Origin of the sequence: Nonomuraea sp. NPDC050202 (assembly GCF_040656115.1) — a bacterium.
Classification (GTDB): domain Bacteria; phylum Actinomycetota; class Actinomycetes; order Streptosporangiales; family Streptosporangiaceae; genus Nonomuraea.
Map to the genome: position 1 here is coordinate 161,606 of NZ_JBFALF010000004.1, position 16,348 is coordinate 177,953.

Below are 16,348 nucleotides of genomic sequence, written 5' to 3' on the forward strand. Positions count from 1 at the left end.
ATCATAGACCCGCTCCGGCTTCATGTTGCCCGCACGGCACACCTGCCCCATGCCGTCCCTCCGCGCCGCACCACCGACCCGATGAACGCGCTGCACGAGCACGACGACATACTCGGAGGCATCGGCGACGGCGACCCCGAGCGGGCGCGGCAGCGCCTGCCGAGCCCGCTCCGCCGCGAATGACCGGACCGTGAAGAATCGGGAAGAGGCCCGCGCGTGACCAAGTGGACCGTCAACTGCTCCATCCTCTACACCGACCTGCCGCTGCTCGAACGCCCCGCCGCGGCGGCGGCCGACGGGTTCACGGCGGTGGAGTTCTGGTGGCCGTGGCCGGTGGCGGTGCCGGGTGACCGTGACGTGGACGCGTTCGTCCGCGCGATCGAGGACGCCGGCGTCCGGCTCACCGGGCTCAACTTCTTCGCCGGCGACATGCCCGGCGGCGACCGCGGCGTGGTGTCATGGCCGGGCCGCTCGCGCGAGCTGCTCGACAACATCCCCGTGGTGGCGGCCATCGGCGAGCGGCTGGGCTGCCGCGCCTTCAACGCCCTGTACGGCAACCGCGTCGACGGGGCCGGCGCCGAGGCGCAGGACGAGCTGGCCGTCGAGATGTTGTCCGCCTGCGTGGCGGGCGTGCCGGGCACCGTGCTGCTGGAGCCGGTCAGCGGCGCGCCGCGCTACCCGCTGCTGACGGCCGCCGACGCGGTGGCCGTGCTCGACCGCGTGCCGGGGGCAGGGCTGCTCGCCGACTTCTACCACCTGGCCGTCAACGGTGACGACGTGCCCGCCGTCATCGAGCGGTACGGATCGCGTGTCGCCCACGTACAGATCGCCGACGCGCCGGGCAGGGGCGCGCCGGGAAGCGGCGAGCTGCCGCTGCGCCAGTGGATCGACGACGTGCGCGCCGGCGGGTACGACGGGCACGTCGGCCTCGAATATCTCGCGAAGGGGCCGGACGCGTTCGCCTGGCTGCCCAGGGAGCAGCGGCCGTCCGCGTGACGCCCACCGAACTCGACACGGAAGGATCTTTCGACGTGACCGCCATCGCCTTCATCGGCCTCGGCATCATGGGCAGCCCCATGGCCGTACACCTGGTCAAGGCCGGGCACGCCGTGGCCGGCTACAACCGCACGCCCGAGAAGGCCGGGCCGCTGGCGGCGGCCGGCGGGCGGGCTGCGGAGTCGATCGCCGACGCCGTGACGGGCGCGGAGGTCGTCGCGCTCATGGTGCCCGACTCTCCCGACGTCCAGGACGTGCTGGCCGGCCCCGGCGGCGTCTTCGAGCACGCGGCCCCCGGCACGCTGATCATCGACTTCTCCTCGATCCGCCCCGACGTCACGCGCGAGCTGGCCGAGGAGGCGGGCCGCCGCGGCCTGCGCCACCTCGACGCCCCCGTCTCGGGCGGGGAGGCCGGCGCCAGGAACGCGGCCCTGTCGATCATGGTCGGCGGGGACGCGGACGCGTTCGAGGCCGCCAGGCCCGTCTTCGAGGCGGTGGGCAGGACCGTCGTGCACGTCGGGCCGAGCGGCTCCGGCCAGACGGTCAAGGCCGCCAACCAGCTCATCGTGGCGGCCAACATCGAGGCGCTGGCGGAGGCGGTGGTGTTCCTGCGGGCGTACGGGGTGGATCTGGAGGCGGCGCTGGAAGTGCTCGGCGGCGGCCTGGCGGGCTCCGCGGTGCTCGAGCAGAAGGGCGCCAACATGGTGGGCCACTCCTTCGAGCCCGGCTTCCGCATCGAGCTGCACCACAAGGACCTGGGCATCGTCACCTCGGCCGCCCGCGAGGCCGGGGTCGTGCTGCCGCTCGGCGCCCTGGTGGCCCAGCTCGTCGCGTCGGCGAACGCGGTCGGCGACGGCGCCCTCGACCACTCGGCGCTGCTCCGCGGCGTCGAACGCCTCTCGGGCACCGCCTGATCAAGCCGAACCCAATTCCGTCACTCTAAGTGACAAGTGAGACCCGTCATTGATTACTTAGCGTAATCATTGCAGTAGTCGTGGGCCATGTTCTCATCGCGATCATGGCCCGCCCGCACGGCGACCGCCGCAACCATGACCATCCTGGCCCTGGTTCCGGCGGCCGGCGCGGGCGCCGCATCTCCCGCCGAACTCCCGCCCACCCTCTCCGCCCCCGCCGCCTACGCGCAGCTCCACCAGCTCGCCATCGCCGAACCCCGCTCGATGGCCGGCTACAGCCGCGCCCGCTTCCCGCACTGGACGTCGCAGGGACACTCCTGCGACACCCGCGAGACCGTGCTCGCCCGCGACGGCGTCGACGTCAAACAGGACGAGAACTGCCGGGCCATCAGCGGCACCTGGCACAGCGTGTACGACGGCAAGGACTTCACCGACGCTTCGAACCTCGACATCGACCACATGGTGCCGCTGGCCCAGGCGTGGCGGTCGGGCGCGAACACGTGGACCGACGCCCGCCGCAGGCAGTTCGCCAACGACCTCGAAGGACCGCAGCTCCTCGCGGTCTCGGCCGCCTCGAACCGCTCCAAGGGCGACCAGTCACCCGACCAGTGGAAGCCGCCGCTGCGCTCGTACTGGTGCACCTACAGCCGGGCCTGGATCGACGTCAAGTCCCGCTACGACCTCACCGTCACCGAGGCCGAACGGGACGCGCTGACCGAGATGGTGGCGACCTGCTACGGGGACACCGGGGCCTGAGTGAGCGCCGAGACCTACCAGAGCAGCGTCGTCGCCGGGCCCGGCGGGGTGATGACCGAGGAGGTCGGCGTCATCACCGGTGAGGTGACGGTGCGGACGGTGGTGGCCGGGGGCCGGGTGACGGTACGCGTGCAGTACCTGGACGCCGACGAGTGGTACGAGGTCGAGGGCAGCCCCCTGGGGCGGGCCACCGACCCCGGCCCGCGCCTCCACCAGGAGATCGTCCAGGCCGTACGGCGCGGCATGCCCGAAGGCCTGACCGGCTTCCACCCACCCACCTGAACCCGTCCACTCACCTGAACCCGTACACCACCTGACCCGTCCACTCGCTGGCCCGTCCACCCACTGGCCCGGCTCGCCAGCCCGCCGCCAGCCCGCCGCCCGACGCGCCGGGCCGGCGGCGCGCCGGCCCGGCACCCTTGTGCGGCAACGTGCCGCCTCGGCACCGCACCTGGCGACTCGTCGCGTCGGCGGCGGGGTGTAGGCGTGTTGCCTCGGCGCGCCAGGTGGCACGTCGCCTCAGCGTGCCCGGTGGCGGCGCGTTGTCTTGATGGGCCGGGTCGGCGGGCCGTTGTGCGGTGGGGCTCGGCGCAATGCGGACGGCGCCCGGGCCCTATCCGGAAACGTGCCGGGCCAGCTCCTCGGCCGTCAGCGCCGCGCCCGGCGGGGTCGGCGCAGGGTGCGCGCGCATCCCGGCGAGCACCAGGCGCGCGGCCCGCTCCCGCAGCTCCTCGCCCAACCCGGCGGGCACCGTGGGCAGCCCCCGCACGAGCAGCCCGACGACCCCCACCACATCCCCCACGCCGACGTCAGCACGCAGCGCACCCTCGTCGTGGCCGGCCCGCACGATGTCGTCGAGCACCTTGAGCAGGCGATCACGTGTCGCACCGCTCTCCGGCCCGGCGGCCGCATCGGGCGTCCGTTCGCCAGCGGCCGTGTCCGGCGTCCGCTCGCCTGCGGTCGTGCCGGGCGTCCGCTCGCCTGAGGTCGTACCGGGCGTCCGCTCGCCTGAGGTCGTGCCGGGCGTCCGTTTGCCTGCGGTCGTACCGGGCCCCCGTTCGTCCGCGGCCGCATCGCGGGTCAGCCCGTCCGAGACCGCAGCGTGCGCCGCAGCACCGCCGCCGCCCGCGTCGCGACCCCCCGCCCCCTCGACCGCCGCGAGCGGATCCAGCCCCAGCCCCGCACACCCCGCCACGAACCGGCTGAGCGCGTCGAACGCCCACGTCTCCTCCGACCGCGCCTCCTCCGCCAGTGCGATCATGCGATTCACCTGGTCGGCGAGCATGGCCCCCTGGTCCCTTCCGGCCTCCGCTGTCAGATGGCCCGGCGCGCTCATGCGGTCAGCCGCCTTCCTCTGCTCGTCCATCGGCTTCCTCACAGCAGCCTAACCCCGAGTGTGCGAGGCCCGATTTCCGCAGACCAGCCCACGCGCACGGCGCCACCATCCCGGATCTGTCGGTGCCCTCACGTTGAATGGCCCGCATGGAGACACCCACGCGCGAAGGGCCGTTCTGGGACGTGATGGCCGGCCGGGCGGCCCCGCCTCCCGCCGCCACCACCCTCGGCTGGGAGTTGCTGCACGTCGATCCCGGCCAGGGGACGATCGAGGTGGCGTTCACGGCCGGCGAGAGCTTCACCAACCCGATGGGCGTGGTCCAGGGCGGCTTCCTGGCGGCGATGCTCGACGACACGCTCGGGCCCGCGCTGGTCGCGACGCTGCCGCCCGGGCAGTTCGCGCCGACGCTCGACCTGCACGTCCAGTTCCTCCGCCCGGCCCGCCCAGGCCGGCTGGTGGGCCGGGGCAGGGTCGTACGGCGAGGGCGCCAGGTGTGCTTCATGTCCGGCGAACTGCTGGCCCCCGACGGCGAGCCCGTCGCCGTGGCCACCGCGACCGCGTACATCCAGACGATCGAACAGGCGTGACCGGCCGGGCGCGACGATCAGGCGAGCGCGGGCAGGGGCGTTTCAGGTGAGCCGTCGCCGGTAGACCTCCCTGGCGCGCTCGTACAGGGCCAGGTGGTCGCCGAGCTGCTCGGGCGTCTCGAACGTGCCGAACCTGCGCAGCACCACCTCCAGCCGGTCCAGCCAAGCCAGGCACCACCGCACGTCCGCCTCCCTGGCCACGTGCCCGCCCGCGACGTCCACGTACACCGGGCTGGTGTGGGCGTAGGCGCCGGAGCGGTGCATGCTGCGCGGGTGCGGCCCGCCGGAGGCCACGGCGACCACGTACGTCGGCTCGCGCACCGACACGAAGGCCGTCAGCCGCCCGGGCGGGCCCTGGGCCAGCACGCCGTCCGCGGTGCGGATCTCCAGCGTCTCGACCTCCGGCCCGATCGAGGAGACCGCGATCTCCACCCGCTGCCCGGGCGAGAGTTGCAGCGTGTCGCCGGGGCCGTGCCCGTTCACGGTCAGCTCCAGCCACGGCCCGGTGGTGGCGAAGGTGCGGCCGAGCAGGATGGCCTCGGCGTACGACTCGGCGGTGAGCGGGCCGGCGACGTTGGCGTACACGCGTTCCCAGCCGGGCGGGGAGGAGGCCGTGCCGCGGCGGCAGAACGACAGCACGGCGTCGGTGCCGGCCGTGACCGCCAGCCGGTTGCCCGCGCCGATCAGGCGGCGGTAGACGGCGGCGGTGGCCGCGATCGAGGAGTGGTTGAGCACGTCGAGGGTGTCGATCAGGCCGAGCGCCGCGTCGGCCACGATCTCCCTGGCCGCGCACGAGCGCCCGCGGTCGATCACGACGTCCGGCGGGTCGTCGTCGCCGAACGGCGTGTGGAACGGGTGCCCGTACCCGGTCACCCCGCCCAGCGCCCGCAGCTCCTCCAGCGCCACGGCGTTCGGCGGCCAGTCGGCCGTGCCGCGGAAGCCCGAGTGGTAGCGGCGCGGCGGCTCGCGCAGCCCGAACGCGGTGCAGTGGCCGATCACGTCGTTGCGGTACTCGACGCCGAGCCTGGCCAGGTGCCGGTCGTCGGACCACGGCAGGTCCTTGCCCGCCCAGTGCTCCAGCGCCTCCACGTCGTAGACCCGCTCGCCGGCGACGTTGCCGGCCACGAGGTTGAGCACGTGCAGGTCCTCGCCGTGCTGCGCCGCGGCGGCCAGGGCGGGCGCGGCCGGCTCCTCGCCCATCCAGTTCAGGTGGACGTGCAGGTCGCCGCCGTACCAGCCGCGGGCGGCGGCGTCGTACAGCCGCTCGGGGGCCAGCTCGACCAGCGTCGCCGCACCGGCCTCCGGGGTCACCACGATCTCGGCGGTGGTGTACTCCATGCCCCTGGCCACGCCGACGGTGATCGGCTCGGCGGGCACCTCGACCACGAGATCGTCGCCGTGGAAGTACGGCCGCCGGTGCGCGTCCCGCTTGGGCGGGACGCCCCGCGGATACCAGCCCTGCCCGTTCGCCCCCATGACGCTCCACCGGCAGGGGAACCCGGCCCGCACCCTGATCACGGCCGTCTCCGCCCGCCTGCTCAGCGGTGACAGGTCGACCGGCCGCCCGCCCACCAGCACGGACTCGGCCACCTCGACCACCTTGGCGGCGCGCGGCCCCAGGGTGTACGGGATCCCGTCCACGACCACGGTGACCGGCTCGTCCCGGCTGGAGTCGAGCAGCAGCCCCGTACGGAAGGGACTGTCGCCCAGCACCACCTGCGTGTCGGCCTCCAGCAGGCACCCCTCGGGGGTCAGGCGCAGCGCGGCCAGGTTGTCCAGCACGTCACCGCCGAGCGCGTCGCGCACGACCCGGTCGGGGTCCACCTCGCCGAGGTAGTCCTCCAGGTCCTCCGCGGGCACGCCGGGATGGTGCTCGGCCGCCTGGCGCAGGGCCGCGGCCCAGTAGCCGTAGCGGTTGTCGAGGAAGACGGTGGCCCAGGCCTGCACCACGTATCCCAGGGGCGGCTCGCCCCAGCGGACGTCGAAGGTGTTCCGCAACGATCGGTAGTCCGCCAGTGCGGCGGCGACGGCGGGAGGCAGCAGCGGATCGTCACACATCGGATACTCCCTGAAGAGGACGCGCCGTCATCGTGACACGAATCGTCCGCTGCGTCCTCCGACTCTGGGTACGGGGAGGTCATGACGCACATCATCGATCGCGAGGCCGTGCACGACCTGCTCGCCACCAGGCAGGCGCAGCTCGTCGAGGTGCTGCCGGAGCGTGAGTACCAGTGGGCGCACCTGCCGGGGGCCGTCAACCTGCCGCTGGGCCGCATCGACGGCTCGCCGCCGCTGGAGCGGGGGCGCCCGGTCATCGTGTACTGCCACGACTGGCTCTGCGACCTGAGCCCGCGGGCCGCGCACCGGCTCGAACGCCTGGGGTTCGGCGAGGTGTACGACTACGGGGTGGGCAAGATGGACTGGTTGTCCGCCGACCTGCCGTACGACGGCCACGCCGCCCTGGTGTCCAGGAACGTGCGCAGGGACCCGGTGACCGCCGGGCTGGACGACCCGCTGGGCATGCTGACCGAGCGCATCATCGCCGACCCGGCAGGGCTGGCCGTCGTGGTGGACGAGGACGACGTCGTCCAGGGCGTGATCGGCTCGCGCGAGCTCAGGGGCGGTGACCTCGACGGCACCGCCGAGAGCGTCATGCGGGTCGGCGCCACCACCGTGCGCCCGAGCGAGGAGATCGACCCGCTGGTCCAGCGCATGGACCAGGCGAAGGTGGACCACGTGGTGGTCACCCAGGCGGACGGGACCCTGGTGGGCCTGTTCGGCCTCGGCGACACCCGCCCGCCCGAGAACGACTCCGACCAGGGCTGACGGTCCCGGCCCCGACCCGCCGGCCCGGTCCCGACCCGCCGACGGATCCACCGGTCAGGCCGGGACCCCGCCCGGCCGGGGCGTCAGGTCCGGCGGTCGAGGCGGAACGTCGGGTGCCCGGGCTTGCCCGGCTGGGCGTCCAGCGACTTGTCATCGAGGATCGGCACCGCGTCCTCGGCGACGAACACGCGCACGTCCTCCTTCTCCACCACCTGGTCACCGGCCTGTGGGGTGCTCGCGAGCGAGACCTCCAGCGTGCCCGCCTCGTCGGCCTTGGGCGAGATGCGCAGGCCGGCATCGGGAGGCACGTCCTCCCCGACCATGAGATCCCGGATGGCCTCCACGGCGTTGTCGGTCAAAGTCAGCACGGCCTGCTCCTTCACTTGCGGGAGAACTCCGCCTCCCCCGCCTCCACCAGCCCAAACACCGCCCCGGCATGCTCGGGCGGGTCCCGGGTAGGCGCAGCGGCATGGGTAAGAAGGATGGAGCCGTGCTGGACGTCCTGCTCGACCGCTACGGCCGCACGTACGCGGCCGAAGCCGGCATCAAGCTGGCCGACCAGCCGAAACCGCTCTACCAGCTTCTCGTCCTGGCCACCCTGCTCAGCGCGCGCATCTCGGCCGAGGTCGCCGTGGCCGCCGCCAAGGAGCTGTTCGCGGCCGGGTACGGCACGCCCAAGGGCATGCGCGAGGCGAGCTGGCAGGACCGGGTGGACGCGCTGGGCCGCGGCCACTACCGCCGCTACGACGAGCGCACCGCCACGATGCTCGGCGACGGCGCCGACCTGATCATCGACCGCTGGAAGGGCGACCTGCGCCGCCTGCGCGACGAGGCGGGCGGCGACGAGCGGCGGCTCATGGACCTGCTGATGGAGTTCCCCGGCATCGGGCCGACCGGGGCCGACATCTTCCTGCGCGAGGCCCAGGCCGTCTGGCCGCAGGTCGCGCCGCACCTGGACAAGCGGGTGCTGGACGGCGCGGGCAAGCTCGGGCTGCCCCGCCAGGCCCGCCCGCTGGCGGAGCTGGCGCACTCGGGCGACGAGCTGGCCCGCCTGTCGGCCGCCCTGGTGCGGGTCTCGCGCAGCAAGAAGTCGGTGGACGCGGTCAAGTCCGCGGCGGCGGCCGGGTGAGCACCTGTTAGGTTCGATCACATGGGTGAGTTTGTGAGCGTCGAGGTGGCCGACCAGATCGCCACGATCCGTCTCGACCGGCCGAAGATGAACGCCCTCAACGGCCAGGTCCAGGGTGAACTCGCCGAGGCGGCGGGCATCGTGGACGCCGACCCGCAGGTGCAGGCGGTGATCCTGTACGGCGGGGAGCGGGTGTTCGCCGCCGGGGTGGACATCAAGGAGATGGCCGACATGTCGTACGCCGACATGGCCGCCCACTCCGGCACGCTCCAGGCCTGCTTCACCGCGGTCGCGAAGATCGGCAAGCCGGTCATCGCCGCGATCACCGGCTACGCCCTGGGCGGCGGCTGCGAGCTGGCCCTCTGCGCCGACTTCAGGGTCGCGGGCGAGTCGGCCAAGCTGGGCCAGCCGGAGATCCTGCTCGGGATCATCCCCGGCGCGGGCGGCACCCAGCGGCTGCCCCGCCTGGTCGGGCCCGCCCGCGCCAAGGACCTCATCTTCACCGGGCGTCACGTGGGGGCCGCCGAGGCGCTGGCCATCGGGCTGGTCGACCGGGTGGTGCCGGACGAGCAGGTCTACACCGCGGCTCTCGAGTGGGCCGCCACCTTCGTGGGCGGGCCGGCGATCGCGCTGCGCGCCGCCAAGCAGGCCGTGGACCACGGGCTCGAGACCGACCTCGACAGGGGGATGGAGATCGAGCGCCTGCAGTTCTCCGGCCTCTTCGCCACCGAGGACGCCAAGATCGGCCTGCGCGCGTTCGCGGAGAAGACCAAGCCCAAGTTCACGGGCCGGTAGGCAGGCCCAGACGAACAGCTCGCCGATGGTCAGGGCGGTCGCCGCGCGATGTGGACCGGCCACGTGGCGGGCGACATGGTCTCCTCCAGAACCGGGCAGATCGCCTGCCGCGCCGGGTGCAACGAGAAGTCAACGCATTCGGTAAGGGTCGTCCATTTCGATGTTGGTTTGCCACTATGGTGGCGTTTCATGATGCGCGTCCCCGTCCCTGCCCGGCTCAGAAAGGCCGTGCGCAGATGGTTCGACTCCCGGTACATCTCCATCGCCGATCACCGCCAGGACATCCGGGACGCGCTCTGGGAGGTCCAGACCCTGCGGCGGGAGATGGCGACCCTGCAGAACGAGGTCGAACGGCTGCGGAGCGCCCGCCCGGCGGCGGCCCCCAAGCCTGACCCGGCGCTCAGGGCCAAGCTCGACGACACCCACCGGCTCGCCCAGGAGACGGCCAAGGCGCTGGACGGCGTGCTGCAGAACGAGGTCCTGGTCTGGCAGGCCATCGACGACCTGCGGGCCCGCCGCGACGAGCCGGGCAGGCCCGAGGAGCAACCGTGCGCGTGACCTGGAGCGCCGGCACGACCCTGACCTTCCGGCTCGACCCGGAGGACGAGATCACCGGCCAGGCGTCCGACGAGTACCCGATCAAACTGGCCACCAACTCGTGCTCCATCGGCGGGGTCCCCGGCGACGCGCACCCCGACCTGTACGCCGTGGCGGCCTGGACGATCGTCGCGCCCTGGACCAGGAGGCGGATGACGTTCGACCGGGCCGTCTCGGCGGAGCTGGCGCAGGCGCTGCACGACGGCTGGGGGGTCGAGGCGGGGCCGGTGGGCGCGCAGCCCCGGCGGCCGGGTGCCAGGCTGGCGATCTCCTACAGCGGCGGCGCGGACTCCGTGGCGGCGGCGACGATCTTCCCCGAGGCCCCGTTCGTGCACTTCCGCCGGGTCGCCCACCCGCGCGTCCCGAACCGCTGGCCGCACTACCGCTCCGACGTGCTGGCCAAGCTGGCCGCGCGGACCGGCCGCGAGCTGAGCACGGTCACCTCCGACCTGGAGTACACCCTCGCCGAGCCCCGCCCCGGCTATCCCGAGCACCACGCGGTGGCCGCCGGCGCCCTGCTCCTGGCCGACCGGCTCGAGCTGGGCGGCCTGGGCTTCGGCTACGAGATGGGCTCCCGCTGGCTCGGCGGCGGCCGCTACCTGTGGCGCTTCACCCCCGACAACCCGATGTGGGCCCCTCACGGCAGGTGGGGCCGCCTGTTCGCCGCCGCGGGGGTGCACATCGTGCTGCCCGTGGGCGGCGTGAGCGAGGCCGTCACCATGCGCCTGGCCCTGGGCTCGCCGCTCAGGGAGCAGGTGCGCTGGTGCCTGCGCGGCACCGACGGCCCGTGCCGCAACTGCGGCAAGTGCCTGTACAAGGAGCTCATCCAGGCCGCCGTGGAGCGCCGCCCGCTCGACACGCCGATCACCGCCGACCGCCCCATGGCCCGCAAGTACCTCAAGAAGCCGCCGTACGGGGGCCAGGAGATGATCCAGTACGGGCTGGCCCGCGTTCCCGGGATCGAGAACACGCTGTTCGCCCCGGCGCTCGACTACTTCGACGTCTCGGAGGAGTCCACGAGCTGGCTGGACCGCTGCTACCCGCCGGCCCTGGAGGAGATCCCGGAGCGGTGGCGGGCGCAGGCGGCGGCGTTCATGGAGGAGAACGTCGGGCTGATGACGGAGTCCGAGGTGCGCAGGGTCGAGTCGTGGGGGAGCGCGTGAAGGTCTATCTGTCGGTCGACATGGAGGGCGTGACGGGTCTGACCGACCCCGAGGAGATGCACGCCGGCCAGCGCGGGTACGAGCGGGGCTGCGAGCTGATGACGGCCGACGCGAACGCTGCCGTCGAGGGCGCCTTCGAGGCGGGCGCGAGCGGCGTGCTGGTCAACGACGCCCACGGCTCCACCAAGAATCTCCGCATCGACCTCCTCGACCCCCGGGCGAGCCTGATCAGGGGGCCTGGCAAGGCGCAGCGCATGGCGCACGGGCTCGACGGCTCGTTCCAGGCGGCGGGCTTCGTGGGGTACCACGCCCGCGCCGGCGTGCCGCACGGGGTGCTCAACCACACGTGGATGGGCAAGGAGATCCAGAACGTCTACCTCAACGGCGAGCTGTGCGGCGAGACGCGGCTGGTCGCGGCCTGCGCCGGGTTCCACGGGGTGCCGGTGGTGCTGGTGACCGGGGACGAGGCCGTGGGCGAGGAGGCCCGCGAGCTGCTCGGCGACGTCGAGACCGTCGCGGTGAAGAAGGGGATCGGCAAGTTCTCGGCCGAGCTGCTGCCGCCGAGCGTCGCCCAGACCCGGATCCGTGAGGCCACGGCTCGGGCGCTGGGGCGGTTGAACGACTTCACGCCGTACGTGGTGGAGGCGCCGTACACGCTCGGGGTGGAGTGGAACTCCACCGCCATCGCCGCGGCCGTGTCACTGATCCCGGGCGTGACGACGGCGGGCCCGCGGCACACGGAGTTCAGCACCGGCGACTTCAACCAGATCATGGCCCTGTTCGGCCTGTTCGCCTCCATCGCCGGCCAGGTCGCCTGCGGCAGCGGGCCCTATGGCTGACAGCCCCGGCTCCGAGAGCCCTGGGCCCGACAGTCCTGCGTCTGACAGCCCTGCGTCTGACAGCCCTGTGTCCGGGAGCCCTGTGTCCGGGAGCCCTGTGTCCGGGAGCCCTGTGTCCGAGGGCTCCGGGGCCAGGAGCAGGGGCGGCGTGCTGACCCGGCGGGGGCTGCTCGTCGGGATCGGGGCGGCCGGTGGCGCGGGCGCCATGTACGCCGCGATGGGCGCGCTCGGCCTGGCCCCCGCCGGGCAGGACAAGGAGTACACGCCGCCGCGCCAGGGCGACTTCACGCTGAGCGGCAGGGCCTCGGCCAAGGTCGTGATCATCGGCGCGGGTGTGGCCGGGCTGACCGCCGCGTACGAGCTGGGCAAGGCCGGCTACGACTGCACGCTGCTCGAAGCCCGGCAGAAGCCCGGCGGCCGGAACCTCACGCTGCGGGCCGGCGACCGCCTGACCGAGCTGAACGGTCCTGCCCAGGACGTGAGGTTCGGCCCGGGCGTCTACTTCAACGCCGGCCCCGGCCGCATCGCCCAGTGGATGGTGACCCTCGACTACTGCCGCGAGCTGGGCATCCCCATCGAGACCTTCATCAACAACAACGCCTCGGCCTACGTCCACACCAACGGCCAGACGGTCAGGGCCCGCACCGCCCGAGCCGACATGTACGGATATATCGCCGAACTCCTGGCCAAGGCCACGAACCTCGGCGCCCTGGACAAGGCGCTCACCAAGGACGACAGGGAACGCCTGCTGGAATTCCTCAGGCGGTTCGGCGACCTGGGCCCGAAGCTCGACTACGAGGGCTCCGCGCGCCGCGGTTTCATGAAATTTCCGGCCATGGACGGTGGGATCCCCATGCCCGACCCCGGCACCCTCCACCAGGTCCTCGCCGCCGGCACCGGCCGCGCCATCACCAACGACTTCGGCTACGAGCAGGCCACCCCCATGTTCCAGCCCGTCGGCGGCATGGACGCCATCGTCACCAAGCTCCAGCAGGCCATCGGCCAGGACAGGATCAGGACAGGCGCCAAGGTCACCGGCATCACCACCCTGGACGACGGCGTCGAGGTCACCTACACCGGCGGCACGCTCAAGGCCGACTACTGCATCGCCACCCTCCCGCCCCACCTCCTCGCCAAGATCCCGCACAACCTCGGCGCCCGGATCACGGCCGCGCTGAGCACCCCCGTCCCGATCGCCGCAGGCAAGATCGGCCTGGAGTACGGCAGGCGCTGGTGGGAGCTGGAGGACCGTATCTACGGCGGCGTCACCGAGACCGACCTGGACATCACCCACATCTGGTACCCGTCGCACGACTACCACGCCGAGCGCGGCCTGCTCGTCGGCTACTACAACACCGAGCGCGCCGCCGAGCTGTACGGCGCCCTCACCCCGGAGGACAGGCGGCGCAGGGCGCTCACCCAGGGCAAGAAGATCCACGGCGAGAAGTACCGCCAGAACCTGCTGTCCAGCGTCTCCATCGCCTGGGAACGCCAGGAGCACATCCAGGGCGGCTGGGTGCGCTGGCCGTCCGTTGATTCGTCCTTCACTCTTCTGCAACGCCCCGCGGGGAGGGTCTACTTCGCGGGCGACTGGCTCACCCATCTGATCGCCTGGCAGGCGGGGGCCATGGAGTCCGCCCGCGGCGCCGTCACCCAACTGCACAGGAGAGTCCTGCAGTCTCCGTGACGTCGCCCGCTGCTCCCGGGAGCGCAAGTAGGCTCCTGGGAGAGGCGATCGAGGAGATGGAATGACGTTGCGCTGGGTGCCCGCGACCGGACGGACCGACCTGCTGGCCGATCCGGTGGCCCGTGCCGTGCCGAACGTGGAGGGCGTCGAGGTGGCCGAGATCGATCCCGATCTGGCCGACACGGCGGCGTTCTGCGAGAAGTACGGCGTGACCCTCGACGAGTCGGCCAACTGCGTCGTCGTGGCGGCCAAGCGGGGCGGCGAGACGCGTTATGCCGCGTGCATGGTGCTCGCGACGATGCGCGTCGATGTGAACGGCGTGGTGCGCAGGCACCTCGACGCCCGCAAGGCCAGCTTCGCCCCGATGGCGGAGGCGGTCGAGCTGACCGGCATGGAGTACGGCGGCATCACGCCCCTCGGCCTGCCCGAGGAGTGGCCGATCCTGGTCGACACGCACGTCGCGGAGCACCCGAGGGTGGTGATCGGCAGCGGTGTACGCAGGTCGAAGCTGGCCGTCTCCGGCGCCGCGCTGGCCGGGCTGAAGAGGGCAGAGGTGCTCTCGCTGGGCGGCTGAAGGCAAACTGAGGCCGATTCGAGACCGTTGGATGGGAAACCGATGAGGCCGTTCTGGACGTTGTACGAGTGGGAATGTGGCCTCATGGTTCATCTCGTGGGCGGGGATTAAGCCGGTATGGTGCTTCATGCCATGAACGATGACCGACTAGGCCCTTACCGGCTGCTCAGGCGGCTCGGTGAAGGCGGGATGGGCGTTGTCCACCTCGCTGTCGACCCCCAGGGGCGGCAGGTGGCCATCAAGGTCCTGCGCGGAGAGGTCGCCGGTGACGAGGTCGCCAGGCGACGGCTTTCGCGCGAGGTCGAGACCATGCGCCGGGTGCGCAGCAAGTACATCGCCGAGGTGCTCGACGCCGATGTGACCGGTCATCGTCCGTACATCGTCACGCGTTACGTGCCAGGGCCGCCGCTCGACGAGATCGTCAAGAACGACGGGCCGCTCGACCTGCCCGCGCTGCTCAGGATCGCCCACGGGGTGGCCTCGGCGCTGGCCGTCGTGCACTCGGTGGGCGTGATCCACCGCGACCTCAAGCCCGGCAACGTGCTGATCCTCGACGGCGAGCCGGTCCTCATCGACTTCGGCATCGCCCAGGCGGTCGACGCGACGCGGCTGACGCAGACCGGCATGTTCATCGGCACGCCCGGCTACCTCGCGCCCGAGATCATCGAGGGCCAGGAGGCGGGCCCCGAGGTCGACATCCACGCGTGGGCCGGCACGCTGCTGTACGCGGGCACGGGCCAGCCGCCCTTCGGCAAGGGCACGCTGGAGATGATCTTCTACAACATCACCGCGGGCAAGGCCGACATCAGCGCCGCCCCCGCCGAGCTGCGGCCGCTGCTCAAGGCGGCCTTCCAGCGCAACCCGGCCAAGCGGCCCAAGGCCGCCGAGCTGGCCGAGCAGATCGCCCGGATGTTGCCCAAGCCGGCGCAGAGCTCCTCACCCGACGAGATCTCCACCGTGCCGCGCCCGGAGCCGCGCCCGGAGCCGCGCCCCGAGCCGGTCGCGCCGCCCCAGGTGACGGAGCGGCCGTCCTACGAGATCTCCACGCCGCCGGTCACGCCCAAGCGGCTGCTGGAGAACCAGGAGCAGCCGGCCGCGCCGCCGCAGCCGCAGGAGCAGCAGTACGTCTCGCTGCTGCCCAACCAGCCCGACCCGTGGCCGACCAGGAGGGTCTCGCCGGAGGAGCTGCGGCAGATCCAGCGCGAGGCCGGGGTCTACCCGCCGCAGTCGCCGCCGGCTACCGGCAACGGCCCGGCCGCGCCCGCGCATGGCGAGACCGACGTGCCCACGCGGCGGGTGCGCCCCGAGTCGCCCGACTACCGCAGGATGAACCCGGGCCCGCAGTCGGGCCCGAACCTCGGCAGGCCCGTCGTCGGCCCCGACGGCCGGCCGGAGACACCCGACTACGGCCGGCCCAACCCGATCCCGGTGCAGCCGCCTCCCTACATCCCGGCCCAGCCGCAGTTCCCGCCCGCCCAGCCGGACCGGCTGAGCACCAAGCGGGAGCCGTTCATCCCGGGCGCGCAGCCGGGCAAGCCGCTGCAGCGTTCCAGGGCGTACGGCGTGGCAGGCGCCATGCTGCTGATCCTGATGATCGTCGCGGCCGTGTTCAAGCCCGTGCTGGTGGCGATCGTGGCGATCCCTGTCGCGGTCCTGCTGCGCGCGGCCGACCTAGCGCAGCCCCAGCTCGCCGCCCGGCGGGCGGCGGGCGCGGCGGCGTTCGACGTGGTCAGGGTGTTCGCCTACCCGGGCGCGCTGGCCAAGTCGGCGGGCATCACGCTGGCGCTGGTGCTCTACGCGCTGATCCTGGGGCTCCCGGTCACCCTGCTGCTCACCGTGGTGGCCGGGATGGACTCCTACTACGCCCTGGCGTGGGGCGCGGCGATCGCGCTGTGGACGGTCTGCGCGGGCCCCGGGGTCGAAGGTCCGGGCAAGCAGATGCGCAGAACGCTCTCATCGCTCGTACCCTCGAGAACAGCGGCGATGGTGATGGCGGGAGTTCTCGCGGCGGGTGCCGCGCTCTCGCTGGGCCTCGCATCCAGCACGTTCGGGGACAAGCCTGAGGGGGAGGCCGTATGGACTCCGCTGGACGTCGGAGAAGTGGCCGAGCAGCTCAACCAGCTAGGGGGGAATTCCGGGGGATGACGCG

The 16,348-nt window shown here is 72.6% G+C and carries 17 protein-coding genes; 14 read left to right on the forward strand and 3 right to left on the reverse strand.

Annotation, left to right across the window (positions count from 1 at the left end; translation table 11 throughout):
* The first annotated feature begins 216 nt into the window (after positions 1–216).
* The 4 genes from AB0I79_RS14470 to AB0I79_RS14485 all read left to right on the forward strand — a co-directional run bounded on the left by AB0I79_RS14470 (position 217) and on the right by AB0I79_RS14485 (position 2,948).
* A complete protein-coding gene (locus tag AB0I79_RS14470; protein ID WP_357872025.1) occupies positions 217–996 on the forward strand; it encodes a TIM barrel protein in 780 nt (259 codons plus the stop codon).
* Positions 997–1,031: 35 nt separating this feature from the next.
* Positions 1,032–1,910, forward strand: coding sequence for a 2-hydroxy-3-oxopropionate reductase (locus AB0I79_RS14475; RefSeq protein WP_357872028.1), 879 nt, complete (start codon positions 1,032–1,034; stop codon positions 1,908–1,910).
* Positions 1,911–2,045: 135 nt separating this feature from the next.
* A complete protein-coding gene (locus tag AB0I79_RS14480) occupies positions 2,046–2,666 on the forward strand; it encodes an HNH endonuclease family protein (protein ID WP_357872031.1) in 621 nt (206 codons plus the stop codon).
* Entirely contained in the window at positions 2,667–2,948 is a 282-nt protein-coding gene (locus AB0I79_RS14485) for a hypothetical protein (protein ID WP_357872034.1), read from the forward strand.
* 331 nt (positions 2,949–3,279) lie between these two features.
* Here AB0I79_RS14485 and AB0I79_RS14490 read toward each other — a convergent pair whose 3' ends face one another.
* Positions 3,280–4,032, reverse strand: coding sequence for a hypothetical protein (locus AB0I79_RS14490; RefSeq protein WP_357872037.1), 753 nt, complete (start codon positions 4,030–4,032; stop codon positions 3,280–3,282).
* Between the two features lie 116 nt (positions 4,033–4,148).
* Between AB0I79_RS14490 and AB0I79_RS14495 the strand changes: the two genes are divergently transcribed.
* Positions 4,149–4,589 (forward strand): PaaI family thioesterase, encoded by a 441-nt coding sequence (locus AB0I79_RS14495; RefSeq protein ID WP_357872040.1) that lies wholly within the window; start codon positions 4,149–4,151, stop codon positions 4,587–4,589.
* A 42-nt stretch (positions 4,590–4,631) separates the two neighbouring features.
* On the opposite strand, the gene AB0I79_RS14500 is transcribed toward AB0I79_RS14495, so the two are convergent.
* Positions 4,632–6,647, reverse strand: coding sequence for a CehA/McbA family metallohydrolase (locus AB0I79_RS14500; protein WP_357872042.1), 2,016 nt, complete (start codon positions 6,645–6,647; stop codon positions 4,632–4,634).
* Positions 6,648–6,728: 81 nt separating this feature from the next.
* Here AB0I79_RS14500 and AB0I79_RS14505 point away from each other — a divergent pair, with 81 nt between their 5' ends.
* The gene (locus AB0I79_RS14505) at positions 6,729–7,415 is read left to right on the forward strand and encodes a rhodanese-like domain-containing protein (RefSeq protein ID WP_357872045.1); all 687 of its coding nucleotides are present in this window, start codon (positions 6,729–6,731) and stop codon (positions 7,413–7,415) included.
* Between the two features lie 83 nt (positions 7,416–7,498).
* Here AB0I79_RS14505 and AB0I79_RS14510 read toward each other — a convergent pair whose 3' ends face one another.
* On the reverse strand, positions 7,499–7,783 hold the full coding sequence (locus tag AB0I79_RS14510) for a Fe-S cluster assembly protein HesB (protein ID WP_357872047.1): 285 nt from the start codon (positions 7,781–7,783) through the stop codon (positions 7,499–7,501).
* 101 nt (positions 7,784–7,884) lie between these two features.
* Between AB0I79_RS14510 and AB0I79_RS14515 the strand changes: the two genes are divergently transcribed.
* The 8 genes from AB0I79_RS14515 to AB0I79_RS14550 all read left to right on the forward strand — a co-directional run bounded on the left by AB0I79_RS14515 (position 7,885) and on the right by AB0I79_RS14550 (position 16,344).
* Positions 7,885–8,544: an endonuclease gene (locus tag AB0I79_RS14515; protein WP_357872049.1), complete on the forward strand. Its 660-nt coding sequence runs from the start codon at positions 7,885–7,887 to the stop codon at positions 8,542–8,544.
* Between the two features lie 21 nt (positions 8,545–8,565).
* Positions 8,566–9,339: an enoyl-CoA hydratase-related protein gene (locus tag AB0I79_RS14520; protein WP_357872050.1), complete on the forward strand. Its 774-nt coding sequence runs from the start codon at positions 8,566–8,568 to the stop codon at positions 9,337–9,339.
* 189 nt (positions 9,340–9,528) lie between these two features.
* A complete protein-coding gene (locus tag AB0I79_RS14525) occupies positions 9,529–9,897 on the forward strand; it encodes a hypothetical protein (protein ID WP_357872053.1) in 369 nt (122 codons plus the stop codon).
* On the forward strand, positions 9,888–11,099 hold the full coding sequence (locus AB0I79_RS14530; RefSeq protein WP_357872056.1) for a DUF6395 domain-containing protein: 1,212 nt from the start codon (positions 9,888–9,890) through the stop codon (positions 11,097–11,099). Before AB0I79_RS14525 ends, AB0I79_RS14530 begins: the two co-directional genes overlap by 10 nt.
* A complete protein-coding gene (locus AB0I79_RS14535) occupies positions 11,084–11,938 on the forward strand; it encodes a M55 family metallopeptidase (RefSeq protein WP_357872059.1) in 855 nt (284 codons plus the stop codon). Before AB0I79_RS14530 ends, AB0I79_RS14535 begins: the two co-directional genes overlap by 16 nt.
* A gap of 112 nt (positions 11,939–12,050) precedes the next feature.
* Positions 12,051–13,625: a flavin monoamine oxidase family protein gene (locus AB0I79_RS14540; RefSeq protein ID WP_357872061.1), complete on the forward strand. Its 1,575-nt coding sequence runs from the start codon at positions 12,051–12,053 to the stop codon at positions 13,623–13,625.
* Positions 13,626–13,686: 61 nt separating this feature from the next.
* A complete protein-coding gene (locus tag AB0I79_RS14545) occupies positions 13,687–14,199 on the forward strand; it encodes a YbaK/EbsC family protein (RefSeq protein ID WP_357872064.1) in 513 nt (170 codons plus the stop codon).
* Positions 14,200–14,331: 132 nt separating this feature from the next.
* Entirely contained in the window at positions 14,332–16,344 is a 2,013-nt protein-coding gene (locus AB0I79_RS14550) for a protein kinase (protein WP_357872067.1), read from the forward strand.
* The last annotated feature ends 4 nt before the right edge of the window (positions 16,345–16,348 follow it).